27 protein-coding genes, 2 tRNA genes and 1 pseudogene are annotated in these 26,873 nt (G+C 48.8%); 12 read left to right on the forward strand and 18 right to left on the reverse strand.

Annotation, left to right across the window (positions count from 1 at the left end; all coding sequences use genetic code 11):
* The first annotated feature begins 193 nt into the window (after nt 1-193).
* Nucleotides 194-355 carry a hypothetical protein gene (locus tag AAX04_RS11995; RefSeq protein ID WP_156519796.1) on the forward strand — a complete coding sequence of 54 codons (162 nt, stop codon included), beginning with the start codon at nt 194-196 and terminating at the stop codon, nt 353-355.
* A 111-nt stretch (nt 356-466) separates the two neighbouring features.
* Here AAX04_RS11995 and AAX04_RS09745 read toward each other — a convergent pair whose 3' ends face one another.
* The gene (locus AAX04_RS09745; protein ID WP_066797623.1) at nt 467-688 is read right to left on the reverse strand and encodes a hypothetical protein; all 222 of its coding nucleotides are present in this window, start codon (nt 686-688) and stop codon (nt 467-469) included.
* A 123-nt stretch (nt 689-811) separates the two neighbouring features.
* Here AAX04_RS09745 and AAX04_RS09750 point away from each other — a divergent pair, with 123 nt between their 5' ends.
* Nucleotides 812-1,492, forward strand: coding sequence for a hypothetical protein (locus AAX04_RS09750; protein ID WP_066797625.1), 681 nt, complete (start codon nt 812-814; stop codon nt 1,490-1,492).
* A gap of 10 nt (nt 1,493-1,502) precedes the next feature.
* Here AAX04_RS09750 and AAX04_RS09755 read toward each other — a convergent pair whose 3' ends face one another.
* Nucleotides 1,503-2,873 (reverse strand): RuvB-like helicase, encoded by a 1,371-nt coding sequence (locus AAX04_RS09755; protein ID WP_066797627.1) that lies wholly within the window; start codon nt 2,871-2,873, stop codon nt 1,503-1,505.
* A 161-nt stretch (nt 2,874-3,034) separates the two neighbouring features.
* On the opposite strand from AAX04_RS09755, the gene AAX04_RS09760 reads away from it, so the two are divergent.
* Genes AAX04_RS09760 through AAX04_RS09770 form a run of 3 tightly spaced genes read left to right on the forward strand, consistent with a single transcriptional unit; the run spans nt 3,035 to nt 5,772 of the window.
* Entirely contained in the window at nt 3,035-3,808 is a 774-nt protein-coding gene (locus AAX04_RS09760) for an amidohydrolase family protein (protein WP_156519797.1), read from the forward strand.
* Complete coding sequence (locus AAX04_RS09765; RefSeq protein ID WP_066797632.1) at nt 3,805-4,581, forward strand: amidohydrolase family protein; 777 nt, start codon at nt 3,805-3,807, stop codon at nt 4,579-4,581. Before AAX04_RS09760 ends, AAX04_RS09765 begins: the two co-directional genes overlap by 4 nt.
* A gap of 42 nt (nt 4,582-4,623) precedes the next feature.
* Nucleotides 4,624-5,772 (forward strand): DegT/DnrJ/EryC1/StrS aminotransferase family protein, encoded by a 1,149-nt coding sequence (locus tag AAX04_RS09770; protein WP_066797635.1) that lies wholly within the window; start codon nt 4,624-4,626, stop codon nt 5,770-5,772.
* Between the two features lie 255 nt (nt 5,773-6,027).
* On the opposite strand, the gene AAX04_RS09775 is transcribed toward AAX04_RS09770, so the two are convergent.
* From AAX04_RS09775 to AAX04_RS09785, 3 genes are all read right to left on the reverse strand, one after another.
* A tRNA-Cys gene (locus tag AAX04_RS09775) sits at nt 6,028-6,105 on the reverse strand.
* 51 nt (nt 6,106-6,156) lie between these two features.
* The gene (locus tag AAX04_RS09780) at nt 6,157-7,422 is read right to left on the reverse strand and encodes an ABC transporter permease (protein WP_066797638.1); all 1,266 of its coding nucleotides are present in this window, start codon (nt 7,420-7,422) and stop codon (nt 6,157-6,159) included.
* Nucleotides 7,419-10,013 carry a hypothetical protein gene (locus AAX04_RS09785; RefSeq protein ID WP_066797640.1) on the reverse strand — a complete coding sequence of 865 codons (2,595 nt, stop codon included), beginning with the start codon at nt 10,011-10,013 and terminating at the stop codon, nt 7,419-7,421. Before AAX04_RS09785 ends, AAX04_RS09780 begins: the two co-directional genes overlap by 4 nt.
* 85 nt (nt 10,014-10,098) lie before the next feature.
* Here AAX04_RS09785 and AAX04_RS09790 point away from each other — a divergent pair, with 85 nt between their 5' ends.
* Nucleotides 10,099-10,815: an ABC transporter ATP-binding protein gene (locus AAX04_RS09790; protein ID WP_066797641.1), complete on the forward strand. Its 717-nt coding sequence runs from the start codon at nt 10,099-10,101 to the stop codon at nt 10,813-10,815.
* 107 nt (nt 10,816-10,922) lie between these two features.
* Here AAX04_RS09790 and AAX04_RS09795 read toward each other — a convergent pair whose 3' ends face one another.
* The 7 genes and pseudogenes from AAX04_RS09795 to AAX04_RS12605 form a co-directional block, all read right to left on the reverse strand.
* Nucleotides 10,923-12,065, reverse strand: coding sequence for an aspartate aminotransferase family protein (locus tag AAX04_RS09795; protein ID WP_066797678.1), 1,143 nt, complete (start codon nt 12,063-12,065; stop codon nt 10,923-10,925).
* Entirely contained in the window at nt 12,058-13,419 is a 1,362-nt protein-coding gene (locus AAX04_RS09800) for a lyase family protein (RefSeq protein WP_066797643.1), read from the reverse strand. The genes AAX04_RS09795 and AAX04_RS09800 overlap by 8 nt, the downstream gene beginning before the upstream one ends.
* The gene (locus AAX04_RS09805) at nt 13,406-14,590 is read right to left on the reverse strand and encodes an argininosuccinate synthase (RefSeq protein ID WP_084761393.1); all 1,185 of its coding nucleotides are present in this window, start codon (nt 14,588-14,590) and stop codon (nt 13,406-13,408) included. The genes AAX04_RS09800 and AAX04_RS09805 overlap by 14 nt, the downstream gene beginning before the upstream one ends.
* Before the next feature lie 106 nt (nt 14,591-14,696).
* Nucleotides 14,697-15,506, reverse strand: coding sequence for an ABC transporter permease (locus AAX04_RS09810; protein WP_066797648.1), 810 nt, complete (start codon nt 15,504-15,506; stop codon nt 14,697-14,699).
* Entirely contained in the window at nt 15,497-16,396 is a 900-nt protein-coding gene (locus AAX04_RS09815; RefSeq protein ID WP_066797650.1) for an ABC transporter ATP-binding protein, read from the reverse strand. The genes AAX04_RS09810 and AAX04_RS09815 overlap by 10 nt, the downstream gene beginning before the upstream one ends.
* Nucleotides 16,397-16,790: 394 nt before the next feature.
* Complete coding sequence (locus AAX04_RS09820) at nt 16,791-17,015, reverse strand: hypothetical protein (RefSeq protein ID WP_066797652.1); 225 nt, start codon at nt 17,013-17,015, stop codon at nt 16,791-16,793.
* A 243-nt stretch (nt 17,016-17,258) separates the two neighbouring features.
* Nucleotides 17,259-17,444: pseudogene (locus AAX04_RS12605) on the reverse strand (hypothetical protein); the annotation flags it as partial.
* A 418-nt stretch (nt 17,445-17,862) separates the two neighbouring features.
* Between AAX04_RS12605 and AAX04_RS09825 the strand changes: the two are divergent.
* Both AAX04_RS09825 and AAX04_RS09830 read left to right on the forward strand, forming a co-directional pair.
* Nucleotides 17,863-18,168, forward strand: a complete 306-nt coding sequence (locus AAX04_RS09825; protein WP_156519798.1) for a hypothetical protein — start codon at nt 17,863-17,865, stop codon at nt 18,166-18,168.
* Nucleotides 18,169-18,224: 56 nt separating this feature from the next.
* Nucleotides 18,225-18,701 carry a hypothetical protein gene (locus AAX04_RS09830; RefSeq protein WP_066797657.1) on the forward strand — a complete coding sequence of 159 codons (477 nt, stop codon included), beginning with the start codon at nt 18,225-18,227 and terminating at the stop codon, nt 18,699-18,701.
* Nucleotides 18,702-19,201: 500 nt separating this feature from the next.
* Here the strand turns inward: AAX04_RS09830 and AAX04_RS09835 are convergent, their stop codons facing one another.
* The 5 genes from AAX04_RS09835 to AAX04_RS09855 form a co-directional block, all read right to left on the reverse strand.
* Nucleotides 19,202-19,540, reverse strand: coding sequence for a hypothetical protein (locus AAX04_RS09835; RefSeq protein ID WP_066797659.1), 339 nt, complete (start codon nt 19,538-19,540; stop codon nt 19,202-19,204).
* On the reverse strand, nt 19,537-19,911 hold the full coding sequence (locus AAX04_RS09840; protein ID WP_066797661.1) for a protein translation factor Sui1: 375 nt from the start codon (nt 19,909-19,911) through the stop codon (nt 19,537-19,539). Before AAX04_RS09840 ends, AAX04_RS09835 begins: the two co-directional genes overlap by 4 nt.
* 90 nt (nt 19,912-20,001) lie before the next feature.
* Nucleotides 20,002-20,125, reverse strand: a tRNA-Pro gene (locus tag AAX04_RS09845).
* A 175-nt stretch (nt 20,126-20,300) separates the two neighbouring features.
* A complete protein-coding gene (locus tag AAX04_RS09850) occupies nt 20,301-21,308 on the reverse strand; it encodes a glycosyltransferase family 4 protein (RefSeq protein ID WP_066797664.1) in 1,008 nt (335 codons plus the stop codon).
* 216 nt (nt 21,309-21,524) lie between these two features.
* Entirely contained in the window at nt 21,525-22,355 is an 831-nt protein-coding gene (locus AAX04_RS09855) for a sulfite exporter TauE/SafE family protein (RefSeq protein WP_066797667.1), read from the reverse strand.
* A gap of 92 nt (nt 22,356-22,447) precedes the next feature.
* Here AAX04_RS09855 and AAX04_RS09860 point away from each other — a divergent pair, with 92 nt between their 5' ends.
* Both AAX04_RS09860 and AAX04_RS09865 read left to right on the forward strand, forming a co-directional pair.
* A complete protein-coding gene (locus AAX04_RS09860) occupies nt 22,448-23,104 on the forward strand; it encodes a hypothetical protein (RefSeq protein ID WP_066797670.1) in 657 nt (218 codons plus the stop codon).
* Nucleotides 23,105-23,265: 161 nt separating this feature from the next.
* Nucleotides 23,266-23,958, forward strand: a complete 693-nt coding sequence (locus AAX04_RS09865) for an orotidine 5'-phosphate decarboxylase / HUMPS family protein (protein WP_162270132.1) — start codon at nt 23,266-23,268, stop codon at nt 23,956-23,958.
* 52 nt (nt 23,959-24,010) lie between these two features.
* On the opposite strand, the gene AAX04_RS09870 is transcribed toward AAX04_RS09865, so the two are convergent.
* Entirely contained in the window at nt 24,011-24,196 is a 186-nt protein-coding gene (locus tag AAX04_RS09870) for a chromatin protein Cren7 (protein WP_066797687.1), read from the reverse strand.
* Between the two features lie 384 nt (nt 24,197-24,580).
* Here AAX04_RS09870 and AAX04_RS09875 point away from each other — a divergent pair, with 384 nt between their 5' ends.
* A complete protein-coding gene (locus AAX04_RS09875) occupies nt 24,581-25,717 on the forward strand; it encodes an MFS transporter (protein ID WP_162270133.1) in 1,137 nt (378 codons plus the stop codon).
* Between the two features lie 11 nt (nt 25,718-25,728).
* Nucleotides 25,729-26,670 carry an MBL fold metallo-hydrolase gene (locus AAX04_RS09880; protein WP_066797675.1) on the forward strand — a complete coding sequence of 314 codons (942 nt, stop codon included), beginning with the start codon at nt 25,729-25,731 and terminating at the stop codon, nt 26,668-26,670.
* Nucleotides 26,671-26,873 lie beyond the last annotated feature (203 nt).

A 26,873-nucleotide genomic window follows, 5' to 3' on the forward strand; every position in this document is an offset into this window, starting at 1 on the left:
CGCATATTTTCATCTCTCAATTTCCTACTCCCCTTTAGTTTAGGAGTGGAGGAGGAAGGTGTGCCTAGGGTAGTGAAAAGGGTGGGGTATCGCCCCACCGGCTCATCCAAGGAAGAAAAAGGCACCAACCCGGGCACTAACCGTCACCAACAGGGCTGGGTTTTATAAAACCACCTTCATGAGACCCCACGCAGTGGGGCGGGGTCGCCCCAAAGGGCGAGGCTTGTCGTTAATTGTCAATGGTGACCTACAGGGTTCGCTGGTGGAAAGGGGGAGAATCCTTGAGGCTGAGGTGGCCAAGCTAATGAAAGAGGTAAGCAACCTGGCCCAGAGCAGGTATAACGTAGTAATTTAAAAACTAAATTATTGATGCGATGACGCCGCCTCGTCCCTACGGCTATACTCATTTAAAACAAGCATTGCGCCATGGTTAAATTAAACACACCTTGAGGGATAATGTTTACTTCTAGTCAAATTCACTAACACCCTCAACGCTGGTCTCCGTTTGGTTAACTTGCACATACTGCCCAGTATATGGGTCATGGTAACCCAGAACCCTATGAGTAGTGTTCACCCTGCACCTAGGGCAGTAGAGGTAGACGCTATACCTTAGGCTGGATAAGTCAAAACCCACGTCAAGCTCCCTCTCTAACCCACACTGGGTGCACTTAATAACCCACCTAGTCACACTACACCAATAACACACTCAACGAGCTACATTTAAAACCTACGCCCATAAAGAAAAAAGGAAACCACACTAAGCTAAAAGTTTTAGGACCCACAAAAAGTATTTTAATCACGTTAATTCTAAATGAGTGTGGTTGATGAGCTATTGATTTCACTAATAGGACTTACCATTTCCATAATCGGCATGCTAGGTGGGGGTTTGTTTTGGCTCGGTGGTGAGTTTAAGGAAATCAGAATGAGGTTTAAGGAAATTGATGAAAGATTTAAGCAGATTGATGAAAGGTTCAAGGAAATTGACAAAAGATTCGAGGAAATTGATGAAAGATTTGACGAATTGAGAGGATACGTTGACAAGAGGTTTAACGAGCTGAGGGGTTACGTTGATGGGAGATTTAACGAGCTGAAAGGTTATGTTGATGGGAGGTTTGATGAGTTGAAGGGTTATATTGATTCCAGGGTTAATAGGCTTAGTGAGGCTTTTAATGATTACCAGGAGTTTTTCGTTGAGTATTTGAGTGCCGAGGGCTTGTTGAAGCCTGAGAGAGCTACTATGGTTAAGAATGAGGCTAGGAGGATTATGAGACTCGCCACGTCAACAAACCCATTAACCAAGGAGGAGTGGAAGAGGCTTGGGGAGCTACTGGATAAGGATGACTTGACCCTGGAGGAGGCGCTTGAACTTAGGGAACTTGCCAGGAAGGTGGTTAAGGAGTATGGTGAATACCCCGAGGCTTGGAAGCTCCACATATATGCATCAATAATGGTTGGGAGGGCATTGAGGAAGATGAGTGAGGGTGGGAAGTAGGTTTAATAATTTACTTGAGGAATAACTCCTCATGCTGCTTAATATACTGGACACTCTCCTTAAGGCTCAGGAAGAGCCCCTTAACATACTCGACGTCATCCTTAGTTACGCTGTCCCTATTCTGCTCCTTAGCCCTAATCTGGGCTGGGGTTAGTAGCTGAATGGCGTACCTGAGGCTATTCTCGAGGCCTATCTTTGTCAAGTAATCGAGGGCGTCACCGCTCAGCTTAACACCCTCCTCCCTGGCTCTAATGGAAATTATCTCCTTAACCTCATCCTCCGTGTAGGGCCTAGTCCTTATTATGATTAACCTATCTAACAGGTCGAGCGGTATGCCGTGGGGGGCCTCTATGTCAGTTCCCCTGATCTTGGTTATACCCCTATTTGTGGCGAATATCATTATTGGGTTCATCTCCATCTCCATAGCCTTTGCGAAGAAGGCCCAGGTCTCTATGTCAAACATGTGGGCGTCGTCGACGAAGAGGACCCCCGGTATCAACTCACCATTACCCTTATCTATAGTTTCCTTAACGAAGTTATCCACAGCATTCCTAACCTCACTGGGTATCTCCCTCTCCTCTGTGAAGACGCCAAAGAGCATCGCTGACACAAGACCCTGCTGCCTAGCCTGGTACATGTCCAGGTCGTGTAGGGTGAAGAACCTGGTTATCTCCTTCTCCTTATGAATGGGCCCCTTAGGCACCTCAAGCCTACGCTTAACGGATATGTCATACTGCTCCTCCCCCTCACCCTGGGCCTGGCCCTCAACTATAACCCTCCCAGTCTCCTCATCAATCATTATAACGTCCCCGGTGCCAATGCCCAGCTCAATCAACTGGGTCGCAATCTCCTGGGGTACCCTCAACACCTTATCCTCGTCAGTCGTCTTGAGCCTTATAGTGGCTCCGACAGGTACCTGTATGTATGGGTTGTAGGGGTGCTTACCGTACTTGAACTCGATGGACTTAACCACACCCTCGTAGACTCTCCTCCACTCCCTTATCCTAAGCCCAATGGCCTTCCTGAGAGCCCTCATGAGGAACTCAGTCTTCTTAATCTCAACACTGTAAATCTCCGAGGCGTTTAAGTGGACAAATGGGGTGTCGGCTCCAAGCTCCCTGGCTATCCCAATGGCCAACGCAGTCTTGCCGGTGCCAGGTGGGCCAACTATCAGTACACCCTTGCCGCTGAACTTACCTGCCTTAATTATCTTAACAACCATCGCAGCAGCCTCCCTAGCCTCCACCTGACCCACGAAGCCGTCTGCTATCCTCTCAACCTTACCGTTAACTATCCCCAACCCCTTAATGTGGCTATGCGCACTAATCCTCTTCCTCTCCTCCTCAGCACCCTTCACCTCCTCAATTCTAATCGATGACATAAATCGTTCCTAACGTTCGGTTATTTTAAACCTAACCCCAAGGCACTGCTTATGCATTAAACTAATATGTAGAATAGCCTTTAAGGGTACCATACCTAGTTAATCGGAGTGTTAAGTCTAGTAGGTAAGTGATAAAAGGTTTAGGAATTAGGCTAGGGTTAATGGCTAGTATTGGAGTTGATCTAGGTGGTGCTGTGGATGCTCATACACACTGCTACCCGGACATGTCGATTAACGAGGAAATGATTAAGCTATCCAGGATGCTGGGTATTGAGCAACTTTGGGTCAGTTACCACCCATACTCAATGTCCAGCTTTAGGCCACCCCCTGAGGAGGTTTGGAGGGTTAATGAATTCGTCTACAACCTGTCGAGGAGGTTTAGGGAGGTTAGGGGTTTCGTCCACGTTAACCCATTGAACGAGGACGCCGTTAAGGTGACTAGGCACTTCATCGAGGAGAGGGGGTTCATAGGAGTTAAGCTCTACAGGGCTGTGAGGGTTAATAGGCGTGTCGTAGACCCAGTCATAGAGGTGGCCGTGGAGAACGACGTACCCGTGCTAATACACACGGCCCATAGGCTATACCCAAACCCAAGACCAAACGAGAGTGAGCCCGATGACATAAGGTCCCTCGCCCTAAGGTTCCCGAGGGCTAAAATAATCATGGCCCACATAACAGGTGGTGGTGATTGGGAGTACGCCGTAGGTAGGGTTAGGGACTTGCCCAACGTCTACGTTGACGTGGGTGGGAGCGTCGCCGACTACGGCTCCGTGGAGGAGGCCGTTAAGGTGCTTGGGGCTGATAGGGTACTCTTCGCAACGGACACCTTAATAGCGGCGGCTGTGGCTAGGATACTGGACGCTGAATTAAGCGATGAGGATAGGGTCAAGGTGCTCAGGTTGAATGCCCTTAGGCTCATCGGTGATGGGCAATGATTGATGCACTGTGCATGAGTGGTTCATACCCCTTCAGGCACTTGACAATGAGCACACGGGCTGTGGCTGAGAGACTAGCCTCAGAGGGCTTCAGGGAATGCTTCATGTTTAACCTAACCGCCCTATTCCACAGGGACCCATGGTGGGGTAACCTGGACTTCACAAGGGAAGAGACTGAGGCTAACTGTAGGGTGCATAAGCTTGCCGTCTTCAACCCGGACTACGAGGATAGGGTTAGGGTCAGGGAGTACGTTAAAATGGGCTTCGTGGGCTTCGTAACAAGCCCAATATACCACGGGTACAGGTTAACGGGCAGGAGGGTACTGGGCAACCTAGCCGAGGCCCTTAACAACGGGGCCTTAGTAATATTGGACCTAGTTGAGGATCCCAGGCAACTCCATAGGGCATACGCCTTCAGGTTTAGGTTAAGGCTGGGTGAATTAAGTGATGCCTTAAGGAGGCTATCCAGTGGCATTGAGGGTGAGGTGAGGATCCTACTTTCCCACTTCCCATACAGCGACCTGGTTAATCTAAGGAACCTGTACAGTGGCCCAGTCTACGTGGACCTGGCATCCTCGCAGGTACTGGGTGCGCCGTATAGCCACGTGGAGGAGTTGGTTAAGTTGTACGGTTCATCCAACGTCGTCTTGTCAACTGGGTTCATGATGAAGTACCCCAAGTCCTCAGTACTGAAGCTACAGTTATCTAAGATACCTGATGAGGATAAGGGAAAGATAGCCACCCTCAATGCCCATAGGCTATACGGGGTTTAAGGGTGACATCAAGCTTATTAACCTCCAGGGGGTTCTTAAGGCATGGTTAAGTGGCCCCCGGTTAACCCATCGGATGAGGATGCATTGTTGAAGGCATTCAGGAGTGGAAGGTGGGGTAGGGTCCCTGGGGGTGTTGTTGAGGAGTTTGAGGGTGAGTTCGCCAAGTATCACGAAGCCAAGTACGCCGTAGCCGTCACAAGCGGTACAGCTGGGCTCCTCCTAAGCTACCTGGCCCTCGGCCTAAACGAGGGTGATCAATTCGCCCTACCGGCATATACCTTCATAGCCACGGCCACGGCTGGGGTTATGCTTAGGGCCGTACCAGTCTTCATCGACATTGACCCGGAGACCTTGAACATGAGTGCGGATTCCCTTAAGGCAACCCTGGAGGAGGATAAGGACAACAGGATTAAGCTAGTCGTCCCAGTTCACTTCTCCGGAATACCAGCAGAGCTCAGCGAGATAATTAACGCCTCCAGGAGGCATGGGGCTAAGGTAGTTGAGGACGCTGCTCAGGCCCATGGGGCCGTCTACAGGGGCCGTAGGGTCGGCGCCATTGGTGATGCAGGTGTCTTCAGCTTCCAGAGCAGTAAAAACATGACGGCTGGTGAGGGTGGGATCGTCCTGACTAATGACTACGAGGTTTACGTTAAGGTTTGGTCATACCACCACGCCGGTAGGGACATTAACGGTGAATGGTATGTGCACAGGCTCATAGGGTGGAACTTCAGGATGACTGAGCTTCAAGCAGCCATACTGCTCTCCCAGCTTAAGCGCTATGACGAGGAGTTCAGGGTTAGGGAGAGGAACGCCAAGCTACTCTATGAGCTGATGGAGGGGGTTGAGGATTACAGACCCGTTAAGCCCCCAGCCCACACCTCAAGCTCAAACCACCTACTCCCGATCTGGATCAGCGAGAGGTTAATCAGTAGGCATGGTAAGGCTAGGGTTGTTGAGGAGGCTAGGCGTAGGGGAGGTGAAGTGGTTGAGGGTTACCCAATGCCCCTATACAGGCAGCCAGCATTCAAGGACAGCTACTGGAGGCTACCCGACTACTCAAGGTTAAGCCTACCCGTAACCGAGGATGCATGCAGGAGGGTGATTTGGATACCCCAGCACGTACTGCTCAGCGAGGAGGAAACCAGAAGAACCGCTGAGGCGTTAATCAAGACCGCTAAGGAACTCAGCTAACCCTACATCACGCTACTCTGTTTAGCATCAATCATAAACATCAATGGCTTATTAATATGGCCTATTGGGCCACGTTGTACGTTAAACCTGACTGTAATGTAGGTTACTGTGCTACAGCATCACTAAACCACAATGTCAGTGACATTGAAAGGGTTACATTAGCCAAGTTAGCCATGATTGCCGTATCTTGTTCAGGAGGTTGATATGCATGGTAAATAGGAATTGAACAGTGGGGATGTGATGAGGTTCATTTTTTGGAGCCCCGGCCGGGATTTGAACCCGGGACCTACGGGTCTGCAGCCCGCCGCTCTAACCGGGCTGAGCTACCGGGGCCCAGTTAACATTGGTTTCGCTCATTTTATAAGCTTTATTTTCTAGGGGTATTCACTCGTATCTTAGCGTCTGGGCTGGTGGTATCCTTGACGCCCTTATTGCTGGTATTAGGGCTGCCACTACGTTGGTTGCCAGTGGTATTATGAAGAGCAGGGCTAGGTATGATGGGGTTATGACTATGGGTATTGGTAGATTCACCCCAGCTGATGAGGCTTGGTTGAAGGTGGTAACCACACCCCCAAAGCCCCTAGTCGGTCCCCTGAATCCTGCTGTTGGGCCTTGTCCAAGGAGTGGGGTTGTGTGTATTACGTGGGTTAGCGCTATCAGTAGTGCTATGCCTATTGCCGAGCCTATTATGCCCACTATTAATGCCTCGGTTAGCAGTAGGATTGGTATTGATCTCCTGCTGAAGCCCACTGCCCTCATTATTCCGAATTCCCTGGTCCTCTGTATGACGCTTATGGTGGTGGTGTCGAACATCCATATGCCTATTATTATGAAGCTTATCCCCGATATGAAGGCTAGGAAAAGCTCAAGCGTTGTGAAGAATTGGTTAACGCTGGTTAGGACCGTGGATAGGTTAAAAACCTGGTCCTGTGGGTAAAGCGACTGGAGCATGTTGGTTACCGTATTGACGTAGCTTGGCTTATCCACGTGCACTATGAGCCCACTTAAGGCCCCCGATGGGTCAATTTCGCCCAGGAATGATGAAGCGTCCATGAAAATAGCTGTGTTTGGGTTAACCCCAATTAACCCAATGCTTCCAGGCTTTAATACGCCACCGACTATGGCCCTAATAACCTTACCGTTGACGGTTATGGTTATCAACTGACCTGGGTAAATCACCTCCTGGCCTGTGTTGGTGAATGCCACGTCGTAGCCGACTAAGACTACGCCAGCCTGTAGCGTTGGGTTGCCGCTTATTAATGCATCACTAAGCATTGTTACGCCGTACATTTGCATCAACTCATCAGCCGTTACCCCAATCACCTGAACCCTCTGGGGGTGTCCATTAACGTTTAGGCTACCTGCAGCCTCAAGTATCGGCTCAACGCTGGCAACGTGGGGTAGCGCCGAGACAGTGGCCATGTCAGTTAGGGTTAATTGCGCCGTACCGCTTGGGAAGAGCACAACCGTGTTTATCCCAAAGACGTTCTCGAAGAAGCCTGTCGTAAGGGCCTTAAAGCCCTGCCCAGCACCTATAGCTAGGCCAAGGGCCACTATGGCTATCACCACGCCCACCACGGCCCCTATGGTCCTGCCCCTCCTCTCCCACAGCGCCATCCATGCTAGGTTAAGGTAATCAACCAACCTCATTGCCTTCTCACCTTCATTAACACAACCACCACAGCCACCACAATTACAACCACAGCCACCGCAACGTAGATTACGGTACTGCGTAGTGGGTTAGCGGCTAGTGCAGTGCTGGTGTGGGTGAAGCTGAGTTCACCGTTGGGCTGCCTAGACCCATTGTGGAAGTTGAAGAATGTTGAATTACCAAGGACTTTAATAGGCACTCTATAGTAAATTACATGTGCTTGACCATACTGGTCAGTGTAGGTTACTATGAATAACACTGAGCCGTTAATGGGCCTAACCGGTAACAGGGTGAAGGCGACGCTACTCAACGACTGGGAGCCAAGTGAGCCTAGGTAAATGCTACTACCACTAATCGGTATCAACCCTGGGGTTGTAAGCATGGTAACGTTGAGGTTGTTAGCCGTCACTGGGCCCGAGTTGACTAGTGTTAACGAGATTGACACATCAGTACCCACGGTGGCCACTGTTGGCGCCACCGTGTACCCCGTGATGAGTATCTGCGGTAACCCGGCCACACCCATGTTTAACTGCCCCTCCACACTACCCTCCCCACCTGTGTAGCTGTACGTCAATGTGTAGCTCAGTGAAGCTGAACCTGATGTTGACGGCACGGCCACGGGTATTGTTAGGTAGTAGGTGCCCCCTGCCTCAACCTCGCCTATGCTGTACTGTGTATCACTAATCGATATGCCGCCCACGGAGTTCAATATGAGGGTTACGTTTTGAAGCGGTACAGGTTCATTATTGCGTATGCCCAGTATTAACCTACCTAGGCCCACGTTGAGCGTTGAGTTAAGCGGATAAACAGTGACCGCAATACCGGGTGGGCTTGAGACCCCTAGGTTCAGCGCACCGTTGATTGTATTCAGGTAGATGCCTAGGCTATACGTGACCACGTAGTTAATGGTCACGGAGCCTGATGTTAAGGGCACTGTTAAGGGTAGTTTAACAATGAAGGTGCCGTAGGGTGGTAGGTAACCTATGGGGTAGCTGGTGGTTGAAGTGGAGGCACCCTGTACTGAAGTCACGGTTAACGTGACATTGCCTAAGCTTGACGCAACGTTACTCCTAATAACAACGTCAATCGTATCGTTACCAACGCTTAACGTTGGGTTTAGTGGGTAAATGGTTAACACTGATTGAGGGGTGATTATGTTGATGGGTAGTGAACCAGTTAGGCTACCGCCATAGGCACCGGTGGGTGTTAGGTAGTAGTAGAGTGTGTAACCCACTGAGGCCGTACCAGCTGAGGGTAGTGCCGTTACGGGTATTGAGACGTAGTAGGTGCCCCTTGGCGGCACCTCGGTGATGCTGATTTTACTGGCCCCTAGGCTTAACCCACCTGTTGGGTTAAGTATCAGACTTACGTTGTACAGTGGGGTTGGTGCTGAGTTAACTATGCCTATGGTTAACTCACCTAGGCCTGGGTTAAGCGTAGAGTTGGTTAGCAGTATGGTTATTGGGTTTGTTACGCCATATGCGCTAACGGTTACGGTACCCTCCCCACTGCTCACGTACCCATTGGGTAACTGGAAGGATAAAACGTAACCCATTGACGCAGACGCTGCCGTTAACTGCACAACCACGGGCACGTTGAACATCAAGTAACCATTGCTGGGTATCACGGGTACGGTCAATGTGTTTGTGAGCGGCGTTAGGCCTTGGGTTGATGTTAACTGGATTGTGACATTGTATATTGGGGTTGGGTTAAGGTTACGGACCCCCAGCACAAGCACCCCAAGGCCTGGGTTGAGTGTCGTGTTTATGGGGTAGACCGTAACCTGGCTTGGTGACACAGACACGACACTTAGGCTTACCTGCATGGTGCCGGAGACCGAGTTTCCATTCTGTGTGATACCGCTGTAGGTTATTGTCAAGTCCACTGGGCTTGTTGAGGTGGGTATTAGGCTAATGCCTATTGTGCTTAATCCACCGGGGTTCAAGTCATTAATGACGAATGAACCAACGCCTGGGCTTAAATAGGCTCCAGTGGCCTGTATAGTAACTGCCATGTTGTATATTGGCCCGCTACCATTATTGACTAGGGTTATGGTTAGTGGGTTAGTGTAGCCGTATATTAAGTAGCCCTGGGTTACGTTGATTATTAGGTTTGGTTCGCCGTATATGACTAGGGGGAACGTGACACTGGTTGACCCTGAACCACCGGCGCTGACGTATGATGACGTTAACTGGGAGTACTTGGATTCACCACCCCAGCTTACGCTTAACGTGGCCTGGCAGTTTATGGGTAGTGTACCGTTGATTAGGTACGTTAATGATAATTGCTGGCCTGGGTTAACCCAACCAACATATATTGAACTGGGTGACACTGTGAAGTTGCCGCATGGCTGGAGTTGGAAGTAGACATCGTAAAGGTAATACCCGCCTGTGTACTCAACACTTAAGGTAACCTTAGATACACCGGTTAATGTTAGGGATGGGGTTGCCTGCTCATTTAGGATTACGAAGGGTGGTGGCGTGCTTTGGGCCTTGGCTACATTAACCACCCCAGGTATTGCCATGATGCTAATCATCACCATGAGTATCAAGGCTGCTCCGTTAGTCACGGTTTCCGATAACGGTTTCATACGATAACGCCAAGCTATAAATCTTATAAAGCTTACTCACCAGCTATATACACTAGTTTAAATACCCAAAACCGCTGAACCAACCATGGCCTTCATTGAGGGTAGGGATATTTGGAAGTACTATGGCGATTACCCAGCTTTAAGGGGAGTCAACATCAGTATTAATGAGGGTGAGTTCTACTGCATAGTTGGGCCAAGTGGTAGTGGTAAGACCACGCTGCTAAGCCTAATAGGAGGTATTGATAGGGTGAGCAGCGGCTACCTTAGGGTTGGTCCATATGAGCTGCATAGGCTTAGCGAGGGGGAGCTTGATGAGTATAGGAATAAGTACGTTGGCTTCGTTTTTCAGTTATTCTACCTAATACCGAGGATGAAGGTTGTGGAGAACGTTGAGCTACCACTAGTAGCCAGGGGGGTTAGCCCAGGGGTGAGGAGGAAGCTAGCCCTAGACGCCCTGGAGGCAGTGGGTATGAGGGATAAGGCCTACAGGAGGCCAAGTCAATTAAGCGGTGGTGAGCAGCAGAGGGTTGCCATAGCCAGGGCTATTGTGACCAGGCCACGTCTACTGCTGGCTGATGAACCAACCGGTAATCTTGACAGTAAGTCAGCCGAGAATGTCATGGAGATTTTCATGAGGCTTAACCGTGAATTAGGCATAACCATAGTCATGGTTACCCACAATCTTGAGTTGATTAGGAACTGCAGTAGGGTATCCAGGATAAGCGATGGTAGGATAACCAAGACGTACAGCGTACCTGAGGTTAAGAGCTACGATGAACTAGTTAGGGAATTGGCCGAGTGACGCAGGGTCTTTAAAGTCTACTTAATGCATAATGGGATACGAAACTGATGCATGCCCGTGACAAAAAGGAATGTCAAGCCCTACCCCTCGAGGGTGGGATTGGCCATTTAAGCCCCCTTAAGTACTTCACTCAGCGAGTTAACTATTAAGTCCACGTCATCGTGGCTTATCATGTATGGTGGCAGAAACCTGACTACGTTGACGCTGGCCGTTAATGCTAATACACCGTGCTTCATCAAAGCTTCTACGTAGGGTTCGGCCCTAGTCCTCAACTCAACCCCAATCATCAACCCCATCCCCTTAACCCTATTCACCACCCTGGAGTTCAACTCCCCAAGCCTCTTAGCCAGCAGTGAGCCTGTTTCCTTAACCACACTGGGCACGTTATCCCTCATGAAGACCTTGACAGTGGCTGCGGCGGCCGCCATTACCACCGGGTTGCCTGCGAAGGTTGACCCATGCTCCCCTGGGTTGAACACATCCCCAAGTTCACCCTTAGCCACCACTAGGCCTATCGGTAAGCCACCTGCAATAGCCTTACCAGCAGTGAAGACGTCAGGCTCAACGCCGTAGTGCTGGAAGGCCCACGTATACCCAGTCCTACCGAAACCACACTGTATCTCATCGAATATTAAAAGTGCGTTAACCCTGTTGGCCGCCTCCCTTAGGGCCTTAAGGAAGTCGACCGTGGCCACGTTTAACCCACCCTCACCCTGAACTGGCTCAACCACCACGCAACACGTGTCCTCGTCAACGAGCTTATCCACCTCATTAACGTTGTTAAACACCCCAAACTTGACGTGGGGGTAGAGGGGTTGGAAGGCCTTCCTGTAGTTCTCATTCCAGGTAATTGATAAGCTGCCCATGGTCCTGCCGTGGAATGAGTTGGTGAAGGCCACTATGGTCTTCCTCCTGGTCCACTTCTTACCAATCTTAATCGCCGTCTCCACGGCTTCGGTGCCGGTGTTCTGGGGGAACACCGCGTCGAAGCCTTGTGGTATTATTCTTGAGAACTCGCTTATGAATTCATCCCTGGCTTCATTACCCATGTTTAAAGGTACGGTGATTATCTTATCCAGTTGAGCCTTAATGGCATTAATTATCTCAGGGTTTGAGTGACCCATGAAGGCTACCCCATGGCCCGTGTTCGCGTCTAGGTACCTGTTTCCGTTTGAATCCCACACGTACTGCATTCTACCCCTCACTATGTTTATTGGGTAAACCCTGTAGTACCTGGCTAACCTAGCCATGCCTATCACCAATTAGCCTAGACTCTGCATTATTAATATTTGCAAGTAACTCCCTAACCCTAGTCTCAGTGGCCTCCAACTCACTCAACTTAGCCTTAGCCACCTCGGCAACTTGGCTTGGGTTAGGCCCACCTAGGATTGCCTTGCCGTTAATGGAATCCAGGGGGTTGATGCCAGGTTTCCCACCCTCCTTAACCATCACCGCCACTGACCTGTGGGCCCTCCTGAAAGGTATACCTTCATTTATTGACATTAACTCCGCGTATTCAGCAGCGGTAACCGGGTACTTGGATAGGTCCTCATTAACCCTCCCCTCATTAACCCTTAGCCCATTGATTAAGTCCGTCATGATTACCAACCCCTCATCAGCAATCCTCATAATTGCCCAAGTGTGCCTAGTCTCCTCCTGGAGGTCAAGTTGGTAACCAGCCTCAACCGGCCTCTCCACTGAGTACATGGCCATTAAATGACCAATGGCCTCGCCAATCCTGGCCCTAAAGACCTCCAGTGTTGCTGGGTTGCGTTTGTGGGGCATTATGCTGCTCGTGGCCAGGTGACTTGGGTTAACGGTGATGTAGTTTAACTGTGGCATTAGCCACATCTCAATGTTGTTTATGAACCTACCCAACTCAACTAGGTAGGATACCACCAGTGAGACTGGGGCCAGCATGAAGTATCTGGAACCTGTTGCGTAAATCGTGTTAACCACCACCCCATTGAACCCAAGTTCCCCCGCCTCCCTAAGCCTATCAAGCCCAACCATGGTGCCTGCCAGGGGTCCTGAACCTAGGGGTGACCTGTTAACTATCTCATAGGTTGAGAGCAAGTTTGTTAGGAAGTCGCTGCTTAACTCATCTAGGTAAAGCATGTAGTGGCCCAGTGTCGTTACTTGGGCCGGTTGCCTATGGGTTGAGCCCACTATTAACCTTTCAGCTGTTTCAATGGCCTTATTCAACGCTGCCCTCCTCAATTCAATAACCCTGAGGGCTAGTTCAAGGATCAGCCTCCTTAGCCTAAGCCTCAACGCCGTTACCACGTGGTCATTCCTAGACCTGCCTAGGCCAACCCAACCACCGTCATCACCAAGCTTGCTCATTAGCACTGCCTCTATGTACTCGTGGACATCCTCATAACCCTCACCTGGGTTGTAGGGCATCTTAGCCATTTCCCTCAATGCATTGATTATTAACTCAGCCTTACCACTTGGTATTGCCCTGACCCTACTCAACTCATTGACGTGACTTATCATTGTGAGTATTGTTTCTCGGTATATCTCAGCATCATCAATCAACGATGACGTGTACTTGATTTTACCCAGTTCACCCCCACCCAGTAGGCCCTCACGATAAACCATTACCCCACCTTACCCTGTAGGCTGTTAATGAATGTAAGGTCCACATGTTTATGAACCCCCTAGCCTCCTCATCACTTGGGTACCAACCCTTGACGTAATCCGCAATCTCCCTACTGTAACCTGCATATGGACTTGACCTACCCAGTATTGTTAACCCGCCACGCACCATAACCTTAACAGTACCGGTCACCCACTTATTCATACTCCTGGCCATTTCCTCAAGCTCAAGGCGCAGTGGTTCATGCCAAAGCCCCTCGTAAACCAAGTCAGTCCAAGTCTGATCCATGATCCTCTTAAACCTATACTCAATTGGGGTGTAAACCAATTTCTCAAGGTCCCTATGCGCCTCTATGAGGGTTAGTGCGGCTGGAGCCTCATAGACCTCCCTTGATTTAAACCCAACAACCCTATTCTCCACGTGGTCAACCCTACCATACCCATGACCTCCAACTAGTCTGTTGAGAGTTAGTATTAATTCAGGTAGTTTCATCCTCTCACCGTTAATGGCCATTGGGATACCTCCCTCAAACTCAATGTCAAGCTTCAACGGTTCCGTGACCTTACTTGGATTAACAACCCACTTAAAGGCGTCATCTGGTGGTTCAGCCAGTGGGTCGTCTAACTCAGGTCCCTCAATACTCCTAGTCCACAGGTTATCGTCAATGCTGAACCTACTGTGGACTTCAGGGATGGGTATGTTGTTCTTCCTGGCGTACTCAATTTCACTACCCCTATCCATTCCCCATATCCTGGCTGGGGCTATTATCATGAGGTCGGGGGCCATGGCCTTTATAGCCTCCTCGAACCTAACCTGGTCATTACCCTTGGATGTTGATCCATGGGCTATTGCATCACACCCCTCCTTCCTAGCAGTCTCAATCACCTTCTCCGCTATTAACGGCCTGGCTAATGCTGTCCCCAATGGGTACTTATCCTCGTAGAGTGCATTTAGCATTATGGCTGATGCCACAGGTCCATTGGCGAACTCACTTCTTGCATCAATGGTGTAGTGCTTTAATACACCAAGCTTGTGGGCCCTTTCCTCAATCTCCTCAAAATCATCCTCCTGGCCAACATTAACGGTTACGGTTATAACCTCAGCATTATACTTAGTCTTTAACCAATGAATAGCCACAGTGGTGTCTAGGCCACCTGAGTAGGCTAGGGCTATCTTACTGGGTTTTCTCGTCCCAAGTTATCCATAAGCCCACGTGGAGGGGCTGTTAATAAGCATTACGCAGGTTAACCCCATGCCGATGCCTTAGGAATCAATGGTTTTAGTACATGTGCACAGTGCCCTGCTTAAGTATCATCCTAAATGCGTAGTCGGTTAGCAATACACCTATTATTAGGTAGGCGGCTGATAGTATGACTAAGATAACCACGTCGTTCATCATACTCCCCAGCCCCTCGCCAGCCAGCATGGCCCTCCTCAAGCCGTCAAGCGACCAGGTTAGTGATAACATGTAGCTTATGTCCTTTAGCCACGTGGGTAATACTGATATTGGGAAGACCACGTTACCCAGTATGTTGGTTGCCACGGAGGTGAATAGGGCAACTGGGTTACCCTGCTTAACGATGAGCACCACCGCCCCAGATATTAGATTTAGGCCTATTATCGATGCCATGTAGAGTAGTAGGATAACGAAGGTGGATAGCGGGTTTATGACGTACTTAATCCCCAGTCCATACCCTATTAGTAGCACCGTTACCGTGCTTATTGAATTCACAACAAAGCCCCATACAGTTGAGTAGAACATGAGCGACATTGGCTTGAGCGGCGCGGCCATCTGGTACTCTAGGGTGCCTATCAACTCCTCATTCCTAATCCTACCGGCCAACGTGGCCACTGCCGATGAGAAGTAGCCCTGGAAGGCGATACCCACGGTCGCGAAGGCCGTGTAGCTATAATTGGCTGCTATTGCAGCTGCCATTCTGCCTGCACCGAAGGTTAGACCTATGAAGTAGTACAGGAAGACGGGGATGGTCCAGCTGATGAAGTTCAACGCCACTTGAGTCTTGTAACTAACCCAAACCTTAAACCCCCTAATGACGACGAAGGAGTATAGCCTAGCGGCTATGCCCATGGCCCACCGCCCCTCTCCCTCCTATTCACCCTTTCCTCAATCCTCGCATTCCTCTCAGCCACCGCAACCTCCACGTCTAGGTCAACTATCTTAAGGTTACCATCCATCGAGGTCAGTCTTCTCATCAACTCATCGAACTTATCAATCCTCACGTGTATAACGTAGGCGCCATCACCTACATTAGCAACCCTATAGCCATCCAGTGGTGGCAGTGAACCCTTAACAAGGACCTTAACTATCTTGAGGGCTGGCAAGGTATCTATGATATTTCTGTTTAGGTAAACTACCCTATCCGCCAATTCTATCTCCTGCGGGTCGTGGCTGGCCATTATTATTGTTTTACTGCCCTTCAACCTACTTATGTGTTCAAGTATTATCCTCTTCCCATCCACGTCGATACCACTTGTCGGCTCATCTAGGAGCAGTATATCTGGGTCGTGCATCATGGCTCTGGCCAACTCAAGCCTCCTCATCATGCCTGTGCTATAGGTTGCAACCCAGTCTTTGGCTCTATCCGCAAGTCCAAAGACCTTAAGCAACTCCATCCCCCTCCTCCTAGCCTCCTTGACTGATAAACCGTAGAGTGTGCCGAAGAAGACTAGGTTATCCAGTGCGCTAATCCTCCAGTAAACACCCCTATCCATCGGTGTCATAAAGCCAACGTGCCACTTAGCTTCAGCCCTATGCGCCTCAATACCATGTATAAGCACCTTACCTGCATCCGGCAGTAACACCCCTGCAGCCATCCTAAGAAGGGTGGTCTTACCAGCGCCATTAGGACCCACGAGAGCAACGACCTCACCATCATTGACCTTGAGGTTGATATTTTCAACTGCGGTTAACTTACCGAAGCGCTTAGTAACATTAATAAACTCTACCGCAACAGGCATACTGGCGATATCGGGTTGTCCTAATAAATCTTTCCCTCATCAACAATCCTATATATAATATATAGCTATATGGTGATTAGTGGTTAATATAATTCATCATAAATTAAATAACTTAATTAATCTATTAAAGATAAACTTAGTGAAACAAGCACACATAATGAGGCTGAGTAAACAGATAAGATGCTCAGGCGTGCGTTTCCCCGCTAATGGTTTCCGTTGGCGGGGTTGGTCCTCGCCACTGGCTCATTGGCTTCGCCGGTGGTTTCATGGGGCCCCATCGAGGGATACGCCATAACCCCTCCCATTTGTGTGGTTATTTGGTTGATTATTATTGATTGTTTTACTCCTCGCACCATAATCATTAGTTTTGGTGGTTGGTTGAGCGCCGTAATTTCTACTTCCCTAGTCTCTCCCGGTTGATTGGCCCTACGACATCCCTCTTCCACACCTTGCCGTTTACCTTGGTTATCCTCAGCTTGATCTTCATGACCCTAACCTTCAGTGGATTACCCCTCCCCTCACTGCAGTGCGGATCACTAGGGGCTTGTATGATCTTAATTTTAACGTTTGAGGAGGGGGATGCGTGAGGATGTTCCATTTTCACTCTCCTCCTCCACATGTGTCGGTTTATCACTTAGTATGTTGATTAAGCCCCTAACAGCCCACTGGTGAATCCTATGTCTCACTCCCACTCTTCCCCTCCTTCATCCTCCTCTTAGCACTCCCAGTAATCCTCCCAACAACCACAACTGCATTGTTCTCTTTTAGCCAACTCCTCAATAGCCTTGGCTGTTTTCCTCAGAATATCCCATTTCCTCCTCCCCTCACGTAGTTTACTCAGCTTCTGCCTAACCTCCCTAGTAGCCACAACCACACCCAGTGGTGTTAAAACACCACTAACGGTTAATTGCGGCAGCCACGTGGACATGTGCGTGACGGCCGCTATGGCTTCACTAGGGGCTACCGTAACTGCGCTTAGGAAGTATGCCCAGGCAAGGATGAATGATGCGAAGCCGCCGTGAGTATACTGAGGATACCTAACGATACCGTCTCTCCGGAGGCGGTGGTTCATTACCCCTTGCAGAGCTCCCCGCCATCTACCTCTCGACGGTCTCCCTGGGCCCCCTCACCGTAGCGGCTCCCCAACGGTCACCCGCGGCTCCCAGCCTCTGCGGATCTCGGAAAACTAGAGTCACTAACAAGGGCATTAAGTTGTGTTTAAAAACTAACGTCTTAGTCATCAACGGAAATGAGTATTGTGAATGATCATGAAAACCAAAAACAGCATAACCACGGTCTTGCTGCTTAGGGCGAGAAAGTTAATTGCCGCGTAAAACTAATGCAGGTGCGTGGGGGTATGTAGAAATGGTGTTTCACGAATCGTGCGTGCAAGGTTTCATGTAACCGCATGTGGCTTTTCATGTGAAATGCCTATTTGTGACACAGGCGAGTATGCCTCGACCAGCATGAGGTACATAAGGTACATGGCAGTAGCATCAGTGTTAGCTGTGGCAGCTACGGTGCTGGCAGTACTAGCCCTCCAGCAAAGTGCGGGTAATGCGCAAAGTGTAACGGCACAGCAGGGAGTAGCCATGGGCTTAAATCAAACCGCCAGCATCAATCAGCAGCCAGCCAATTGCACACAGTATGGAGAGTTTCAGGGTGAATTTCAATGCGGACCTCAGGTTAACCTAACTAAGTATAATGCAACAGGTAATATACCGTATCAACTAGAGGACGAGGTGGAGTACGAGTCACAGATAGAAGATTAGGCAAGACCGTATTAAATGCAATAAGTTTAAAATTTACCTTTCTTTTTATTTTACAAATGAGTAGGACATACATTATCGGTAGGGGAAGATGCCCTAAATGCGGTATGGAAGGCACCATCGTAATTAGATCCAGAAATTCGAAGCTGTACGTGTACGCCAGGCATGGTAGGGTTTGGCACTACGTGGGACCCCTAGAGAAAATTAACATGGAGGCGCTAATTGATAGGAAGCGCGGGAACATCAATGAGGTGGTAGAAAAGCGGAACTTGATTAATACGCGTAGACGCGTAATCATTGATAGAGTGCTCCTTGCCCTGGCACTATCCCTAGCCATCGTTATCGTAATTATAGGGGCAATGCAATTACTAATTAATGGAAACAATAATGTTGACGTACATCAGGGAGAATCAATCACCGGCGATGGGTTAGGCAGTTTGAGCAGTGGTCTAAGCTGTGCTGTTGCGGGTTACGGCATGATGAACTTGGAGCTGTGTCACTACAAAATTGGCATTTGCATGGTAGACCTAGAGTGATGAAAATCAGAGCCATAGTACTCACCGCTGGGGAGGGGGAGGAGAGTTAGCGGTAATAAGTTACTCATCACCATGGGTGGGGAACCATTAATGCGGTGCCTAAGGGGTGATGCCGTGATATACAATCCCAACTACAGGGAGGGAATGAGCACATCAATAAAACTTGGACTAATTCTTCCAGGACTACGAAGCAGTACTCATAGTACTTGGTGATATGCCATTGATAACCAAGGAAACAATAAGCAAGATAATTAATCCATACCATCGCCCCAATCTTCCAAACCCCAATAACACCATTCCCATGGGACATGGTCGTAGCTGCACTGGTCGCCCTTAGCTTATACATATATGGAACTTACGGTGGTATTTTAACGGAGGACTTATTCGTCGCTTTAAGGGACATGGGTATTGAGGTTAATAAGCCTTAAGTGGTGGGTTACGTTTTAAATATTTTTTGTTTTAAATTTTAAGCATCTCTCTGTTGATACTAAGTATTATTTTCAAGCTGGTAGTAGGCCTAGTGCTATTGACCTTATCTTCTCCATGCACGTTACGGAGTCCCTAATCATCATATCCACCACGAGTTCATTGACCGGGAGTTTCTCCGATAGGCATGAGTTCTCGGCATAAAACCTAGCCAGTACAAATTCGTTGCTTAACTCAATTAGCCTATTTATAACTACCCACCCATCTTCTGTCGAATTAACCACGTGGTTAATGCCGATTATTTTAGCAACCTCAGAAAGTAGCCTTAGGCAGATTTCATGAACCTTAATTGGGTTTGAGGTGTTAGCCATTAATTCAGTCCTAAACCCATCTTTAACGTACTCTATACTCATTTATTCTGAACCACCGTTATGTTTTCATCTATGAATATGTTACTTTCATTGAACCCCTCCTCAAGCAGCAGTTTCTTAATCCTGTACCTATGGTCACCCTGAATCTCTATCTTATTATCCTTAACAGTACCTCCAGCAGCCAACTTACGCTTGAGGGTTTTAGCCACCTCCTCGAGGTTTATGCTCTTGGCGTCACTACTATCAACCTCAATCACCGTTACATAGTGAGCCCTCCTCTTCTCAACTCTTATCCTAATTAAGGCCTGTTCCTTGGCTATCGACTCCGTAACCTCATTGCCACCTCCGGTTATTGACGAGAGCAGCTGATCAATTGAGCTGTCCTGGTCAGGCCTATTGTCCACCTCACCCATGACCTACATCTACTAAATCCCGCATCCCCTATTTAAAGTTTCCTACAAAGACTATTAAACACTCAACAAAGGCATCGATGCGTTGATTCATGGTGGGGCCGCCGGGATTTGAACCCGGGATCACACGGGCATGCCCCACCCCACTGGGCAATGCAAACTGTACCCAGTGGTAATGCCCGAGCCGTGCGTCCTAACCAGGCTAGACTACGGCCCCCAGGGCGATGCGTAGCCGGCGCCTTTTTAAAATTGACCCATGCTTAGGTATCGGGTAATGTGGTTAACTCGTAAGCCCCAGGGCATTAACATGGTCGTGAGATCTTAGGTAATTTCATACTGCCTTAATAGGCTTAGTCTCATCTGCCGGCGGCTTCATTGGCTTCATACATCATTTACCTTTTGGTAACCTCCTCGTACACTGACTTCATGGCCCTGGATACTAGGTTTATGCCGTGGTTTAACCTAAGCCCCTCAAGTTGCCTGGCTGCCGTTGAATCATGACTGCTTCGGTTAAGGTTCCTTAAAGCATTCTCGACGAGGCATTGTATGTCATCCAGGTCGCAGGTTATGCCACCGTTTAACCTAACTAACTCACCTATGCCTTCCCTATTTGATGACACAACCACCGTTTCATTAGCCATGGCCTCCATTGCCGTTATGCTGAATGCATCATGCCTGGATGGGGCAATCATAACCATAGACTTAGCTATAAGCCTAAGCAGCGTACCCCTGGGTAATTGAGGGTAATATAAGTCGATGTAACTTGGGACTCTAGGGAAGGGTAACTTACCAACATAAATAACCCTGATGCCTGGGTCATAAGACTTAATGATCCTAAACACCTTCAACGCTATGTCACCACCTTTCCTAGCGTAATCATACCCAGCGAATATTACCGTCCTATCCTTACTAATGCCATTAACCCTCATAAGAGTAGGTACGTATGGCAGTGGCACAACCTTAACATCCTCATCCTTGAAACCATCCCTTAAGAAGCCTTGCCTAGCCCACATGCTCCACGTGACCACGATTGACCTACCGTAAAGCAACTTAACGAATGTTAAGCCGGGGTTAATGTTTAGGTAATTGGTGAAGTACTGGCTGGGCGATTGATCAGTCTCAAGTATCAGCCCCATGCCCCTAGGCTTAAAATACCAGAAGAATGCATGAACAGGGCCATTAAGGGTCTTGACATTGTCGTGGATTACCTTAACCACTAGCCTAAAGGGGGCAAGTGCATCTAAGCCCATCCCCCTGGACTCCAGCATGGCTGATGCATCACCGGTTAGCCTAATGTCAAATGCATCGTATGGTAGGGAGAAGAGCCTAAGCATTACCCCACTCCTCCTAACCACACCACCTTTGCCAACCGGCACAATTACGTTGATAACGCTGCTCACTTAGTTGAGCTGGGTGTATTGAGGCTTTTTAACCCTAAATAACCCCTCTCCAACCCTAAAAGCTGGGGCTATTATAGATTACCGTCTCTCCGGAGGCGGCAGGTTATCCCCACCGTCTCCTTCTCGATGATCTCTCTGGGCCCCTCACCGCAGCGCCCTGTCGCCGGGGGTTATCCCCATGTTAAGGTAGCCTTGCCTAACAGGCTCGTCACTACTTCATATAATACCTAGTCTATAAAGCATGTATATTCCAACGGCTACTATTATCACTCCGTAGGCAACCCTTAGGGTATCCTTGGGGGCCTTAACGGCTATGCTTGTTCCAGCATAACCGCCGATGATGCCGCCGATTACATAAAGCACAGCCACTAGGGGTATAACTTCACCGTAGAACCAATACTCTGCACCACCTGCAATACCAAAGGTACCTACACTTATTAATGATGTTCCAATAGCCCTAGTTATGCATAATCCAGCTGAGAACATTAGGGATGGCACTATCAGGAACCCACCACCAATGCCGAAGTAACCGCTTATTAAACCAACGGCGAACCCGGCACCCGCAACCTTCAGTATGGTTCCTAGGGTTAACCTTGGGCACTTAGTTAAGGCATCTACAACCCTTTGAACCTCATCATTAGTACCCGCCTTGGCCGACTCCCTCTTAACTGCTACATAGATGCCGAGCACTATCATTGCTATTGAGAAGTATATTAGCAAATCCGTGCCGGGTGTTATGTGGCCCAGGTAGGCCCCTATTAAGGTACCTATGACACCAACACCAGCGAAGATACCGCCAACCCTGGGTGATACATTATGCCTCCTGAGGTGCATGTAAGAGTTTATGTATGCGTTTAGGCCAACTGCAAGGGCCGTGGTACCTATTGCAATGTGCTGGTAGTTTGGCATTGTGTCTAAGCCCACTAGGTATAGGAAGAGAGGCACAGCTAGTATTGAGCCTCCACCACCTATTAGCCCTAGGGAGAAGCCTACTAGCACTCCCGAGACCACTGATAGTGCATATTGCAGTGGGGTTAGATACACCATGGTTGAGTTGACTCACTAAGCATTTTAAAGCCTATTAAGTCTTATTTTTGACAAAAAGTTACATTTATTTACCAGTCTGCGCCAGTTGTAGTATGGTTAGCGTCCAGCAGGCTGTTAGGGTTATTGTGGAGGAGAACCCGCTCTATATGGTAACGTTGCTCAGTGGGATAGCCAACCTATCCGCAATAGCCAGGGAGATTAAGCCCCTAGTGGAGTCCATTACGGGTAAGGAGGTTAACCTAGTGACCATTGTTAAGGCCCTGGAAAGGCTGACGTTGAGGAAAGCCCCTATTTCGGTGAAGGAACTAGGGGAGGCGTTGGAGAGGGCTGAGGTGGTTATCTTCAATGGGGTTGATGAGGTTGAATTGAACCTAACCGATGTTGAGAGGCTTTACGAATCCCACGTATTAATGGAGCTACTCAAGGGTTACTCAATACTACTAACAGATGGGGAGAGGATAAAGCTAATAGCACCAGTGACAGCCCTGGGCAAAATAGTGAACAGTAGGAATGGGCAGGAGTACAGCCTGGTTAGGATAATATTTGGTGAAAGGGCACCGGTAGGCTTTGTAACATTCCTTGTTCAATTAGCCAGGGCCAGTGGAATCACCATAAGGCACATGTTGAGGTACGACAACGACGTCTTCATAGTCGTGGAGAGGGGGTACGCGGCGGCGCTACTTAAACTGATAGAGGACTTGAGGAGCAGTGTTAAGAGGAGGAACACCGAGAGCTCGGCTTCATCGTGATTAACAGTCACTTTTTGTGGCTATTAGCCACTTGGCTTCATTGCTCCTTTTTCCCTCCCCGTGCCTAGGTTTAGGAGCGTGGACTCCTAACCATGACGCAGGGAGTTTCCTTATGTAAAAATACTACAGACCACCAGCAACTAAAGCTTAAAAGGTGGGCCATGACCGCTGAGGAGGAGATGACCGATAGGATAGTGGATTTAAAGGGCGTGAGTAGGGTAATACCAGCCCTGGATCTAACGAAACCTGAAAGGTATTGGGCATTGATGAGGGAGTTGAGGGGCCTGGTTAAGATAGTTAAGGTTAGTTGGGTTACACTACTGACTATAGGCCCTGAGGGCTTGAGGAAACTAATCTTAGATAACAGTGATGTTTACTTCCTAATGGATGCTAAACTGGCCGACGTGAACTTCATAAATGGCTTAATCGCCGGTAGGCTTAGGGAAATCGGGATTAGGGGGGTTATAATGCATGGATTCGTGGGCAACGTTAATGTTCCTAGAATGGAGGACCTGGACCTAATACTACTGGCATCCATGACTAGCGGTGGTGAACTTTACGATGCCAACTTCGACTACGTAATTAAGATTGTTAAGGATGTTAATGCGGCTGGGGTGGTTATTGGCGGTAATAAACCTAACCTAATAGCCAGAGCCAGGGCTATACTCGGTAGCGGCTACGTAATACTTAGCCCAGGTATTGGGGCACAGGGTGTCAAGCCTGGTTGCGCCATAGCTCATGGTGCCGATTTCGAAATAGTCGGTAGGGCTATTTATGAGTCAAGTAACCCTAGGGAGGCATTCATTAGGATTGAGGATGAAGCTAGAAGAGCCGATATAAACCGGTGTAAATGAGGGATTGAAAAATAAAGGGGTTTAATTCTGTGTTTTAACTGGCCTCACTTGATTACTCAATCTTGCCTATTGCCTTCCTTATTGTCTTCCCGTTGGGGCACTTAAAGAGCCCTATTACCACGCCCTTCCTGCCCTTTGGCTGAAGCACCCATGCCTTAACAGGCTTCAGCTTAACCATCTGCCCATCGCACTCGACCTCATACTCCTTACCGAGGTATTGTTGTACGTTTACTGCCATACTGGTCAATAGGTATGCTACGCAATGGCTAATAAACATGAAGAGCATCTTTTATGTGGAAAAGAGTTTAAACTGTACTCTTTTAACCATGAAAAATCCCATTATTCCTTGGAGATTAGCCTATATTAGACCATAAAAGCTTCATTAAAGCCCTTATTGAGTCGCAAAAGCTTATTAAGAACACATCACAGACATCACTCATAGATGAATAATGAACAGTAAAAGGATCAAACATGGCTCACTATGAACAATGCTAGCTTATAAAGTAAGTCTACTGCCGATTAGGTAGGCCTTGTGTGATTAGGGTGAGCATTTAAAGTCTTAGGCCTAACCGTAGCCTGATCCGTGGTGGCCAAGGGAATTAAAGGTAGCAAGCTGTTTCAGGTGAATGTGCTGTTCAGCGCCGCCGGTGGGTTATATTACCCAGCCATACCATTGTTCCTAAGGAGCATTAACATTAGTATCGATGAAACCAGCCTACTGTTATCTGGCTTATCACTAAGCAGCTTCATCTCAACCATAATCTGGGGTAGGGTAGCCGACTCACCGCAAAGGAGAGGAAGGATAATAACAGTAACCACCCTCAGTGGTGCCGCATTATACATGGCCCTTGCCCTCCCCCTACCACTGGTGGCCTTTGTAGTAATATTGTTGGTATCCAACCTAGTGTTATCCGGCCTAATGCCCACTGTGATGGCTGAGGCCAGTGGTTGGGTTAACGCCATCGATGAATTCGGCTACTTCTGGATAGGGGGGTCATTAGGGTACGCTATTACAACCGCCTTCACAGGCTACGTGTTGGGGAGATTCGGGATTAGGTTAATTTTCCTACTATCATCATTACTGATCCTAGGCGTCTACGCATTGGCAAGGGGCTTAGCAACTAACGATTCACACGTAGTAACAGTGAACGTGGGTGATGTGGTGCAGAACCACGTGAGGATATCTGGTGTTTTCTGGTTATTCACTGTGGCGGTGGTCATCTTCCTATTCACTGATGTTGCCAAGAACCTCTACATACCCGTCTTCTACGCCTTTGACTTGGGAATGGGGTACGCGTTAGCAACATTAACGCTTAGCATTGAGGCCTTTTTGGAGATACCAGTAATCTACGCATTCACCAGGGTGCTTAAGTCGACTAATGCGTGGGTTATCTTTAACCTAAGCCTGGTATTAGCGGGGCTATACTTCATCATCAACGCCCTAATTCCACCTAACCCGCTCCTCGCCTTCACAGCCATGGCCACGTACTCCCTGGTTTGGGGAACCTACAGCGTCTCAAGTTCGGCGCTGGTGTCACGGTTAACGGGGCTGGGCAGGAGGGGGACGGCTTACGGTGTCTATAATGCCGCCTTCCCAATAGCCAACGTAATTGGGCCACTTTACATAGGGTACGCCATATCATCGTCGGGTTATAGGCATGGGTTAATGTACCTATCAGCATCACCACTCATCATGGGCCTGGCGCTACTTGGGGCATTTAAATTCACTGGCAATGAAAGTGTTAAAACCGGTACCTAGCATCCTTAACCGTGTTCATTAGGCCTATTGGTGAGGAGAGCCTTGGGGTTAGGTCCATGAGCCTGTACGTTGAAACCAAGGACCTGAGGATCATCCTCGACCCAGGGGCTAGCCTAGTGCCCATTAGGTTTGGCCTACCACCCCACCCAAGGGAGTTTGAGGCGCTTAGGGGCTTTAGGGAGGGTTTAATGAAACTGGTTGATAAGGTTGATTACCTATTCATATCCCATTACCACAGGGACCACTTCACGCCACCCTACGGCAGCTTATACATGGGTACTGGGGATAGGGATTACGAAACAGTTTACGGGGGTAAGGTGGTTTTCGCCAAGGATTACGAAACAGTTAACCCAAGCCAAAGGAGGAGGGGTATTGGCCTATTTAAGGCCATGCAGGGTTTAGTGGGTAAGTGGGTTAAGTGTGATGGACAGGTGATCAACATCAACAACACTAGGCTAATCTTCTCAAAACCAATACCCCACGGTAAGCCAGGTAGTAGAACAGGCTATGTCGTCGGGTTGGCCATAATTGATGACTCAGGTTCACTACTCTACCTACCTGATGTACAGGGCCCACTCTCCAACGAGGCCATTGACTTTGCATTGAGTATTAAGGCCGACGTAGTGGTCATCGGCGGCTTCCCAGCATACCTACTTGGAAGGGCCTTCAAGCAGGAGGATCTAGACCTGGCTAAGTCAAACCTACTTAGAATATGGAGCCAGGGTAGGCCAAGGAGACTAGTGGTGGCCCACCATCTGCTTAGGGTAATTAACTGGAGGGAGTACTTGCCGATGGGTGTTAGGGTTGAGACCTACGCATCCCTTCTCGGGTTAAGTGATAATCTACTTGAGGCTAGGAGAAAGGAGCTTTATGAAACTGAGGATCCAGGTAAGGACTATGTTAATAAATTTAGGAGTAGGGCGGAGGGGAAGGAAGAGTCGAATGAGGATTAGTGAGGTTAAGGTTTATAAGTTAATGTAGGTTATTTAGCGGGTGTCTAAGGCAGCACAGTTAACCTTCCAGGAGCCATGGGTGGAGCGTTTTAGGCCTGTTAGGCTTGTGGATTTGGTTGATCAGGAGGGTGTTAAGGTTGGTTTGCTTGAGTTTGTTAGGCGTGGTGACTTGCCTCACCTGCTCTTCTATGGTCCTCCTGGTG

This window comes from Caldivirga sp. MU80 (assembly GCF_001663375.1).
GTDB lineage: Archaea > Thermoproteota > Thermoprotei > Thermoproteales > Thermocladiaceae > Caldivirga.

Coding starts and splice junctions, on each gene's coding strand:
- AAX04_RS09750 (WP_066797625.1), top strand. CDS start 812: ATGAGTGTGGTTGATGAGCTATTGATTTCACTAATAGGACTTACCATT.
- AAX04_RS09785 (WP_066797640.1), bottom strand. CDS start 10,013: ATGAAACCGTTATCGGAAACCGTGACTAACGGAGCAGCCTTGATACTC.
- AAX04_RS09820 (WP_066797652.1), bottom strand. CDS start 17,015: ATGTGGAGGAGGAGAGTGAAAATGGAACATCCTCACGCATCCCCCTCC.
- AAX04_RS09815 (WP_066797650.1), bottom strand. CDS start 16,396: ATGCCTGTTGCGGTAGAGTTTATTAATGTTACTAAGCGCTTCGGTAAG.
- AAX04_RS09800 (WP_066797643.1), bottom strand. CDS start 13,419: ATGGTTTATCGTGAGGGCCTACTGGGTGGGGGTGAACTGGGTAAAATC.
- AAX04_RS09865 (WP_162270132.1), top strand. CDS start 23,266: ATGACCGCTGAGGAGGAGATGACCGATAGGATAGTGGATTTAAAGGGC.
- AAX04_RS09860 (WP_066797670.1), top strand. CDS start 22,448: ATGGTTAGCGTCCAGCAGGCTGTTAGGGTTATTGTGGAGGAGAACCCG.
- AAX04_RS09870 (WP_066797687.1), bottom strand. CDS start 24,196: ATGGCAGTAAACGTACAACAATACCTCGGTAAGGAGTATGAGGTCGAG.
- AAX04_RS09810 (WP_066797648.1), bottom strand. CDS start 15,506: ATGGGCATAGCCGCTAGGCTATACTCCTTCGTCGTCATTAGGGGGTTT.
- AAX04_RS09790 (WP_066797641.1), top strand. CDS start 10,099: ATGGCCTTCATTGAGGGTAGGGATATTTGGAAGTACTATGGCGATTAC.
- AAX04_RS09770 (WP_066797635.1), top strand. CDS start 4,624: ATGGTTAAGTGGCCCCCGGTTAACCCATCGGATGAGGATGCATTGTTG.
- AAX04_RS09825 (WP_156519798.1), top strand. CDS start 17,863: ATGAGGTACATAAGGTACATGGCAGTAGCATCAGTGTTAGCTGTGGCA.
- AAX04_RS09830 (WP_066797657.1), top strand. CDS start 18,225: ATGAGTAGGACATACATTATCGGTAGGGGAAGATGCCCTAAATGCGGT.
- AAX04_RS09835 (WP_066797659.1), bottom strand. CDS start 19,540: ATGAGTATAGAGTACGTTAAAGATGGGTTTAGGACTGAATTAATGGCT.
- AAX04_RS09780 (WP_066797638.1), bottom strand. CDS start 7,422: ATGAGGTTGGTTGATTACCTTAACCTAGCATGGATGGCGCTGTGGGAG.
- AAX04_RS09855 (WP_066797667.1), bottom strand. CDS start 22,355: ATGGTGTATCTAACCCCACTGCAATATGCACTATCAGTGGTCTCGGGA.
- AAX04_RS09840 (WP_066797661.1), bottom strand. CDS start 19,911: ATGGGTGAGGTGGACAATAGGCCTGACCAGGACAGCTCAATTGATCAG.
- AAX04_RS09755 (WP_066797627.1), bottom strand. CDS start 2,873: ATGTCATCGATTAGAATTGAGGAGGTGAAGGGTGCTGAGGAGGAGAGG.
- AAX04_RS09765 (WP_066797632.1), top strand. CDS start 3,805: ATGATTGATGCACTGTGCATGAGTGGTTCATACCCCTTCAGGCACTTG.
- AAX04_RS09795 (WP_066797678.1), bottom strand. CDS start 12,065: ATGGCTAGGTTAGCCAGGTACTACAGGGTTTACCCAATAAACATAGTG.
- AAX04_RS09760 (WP_156519797.1), top strand. CDS start 3,035: ATGGCTAGTATTGGAGTTGATCTAGGTGGTGCTGTGGATGCTCATACA.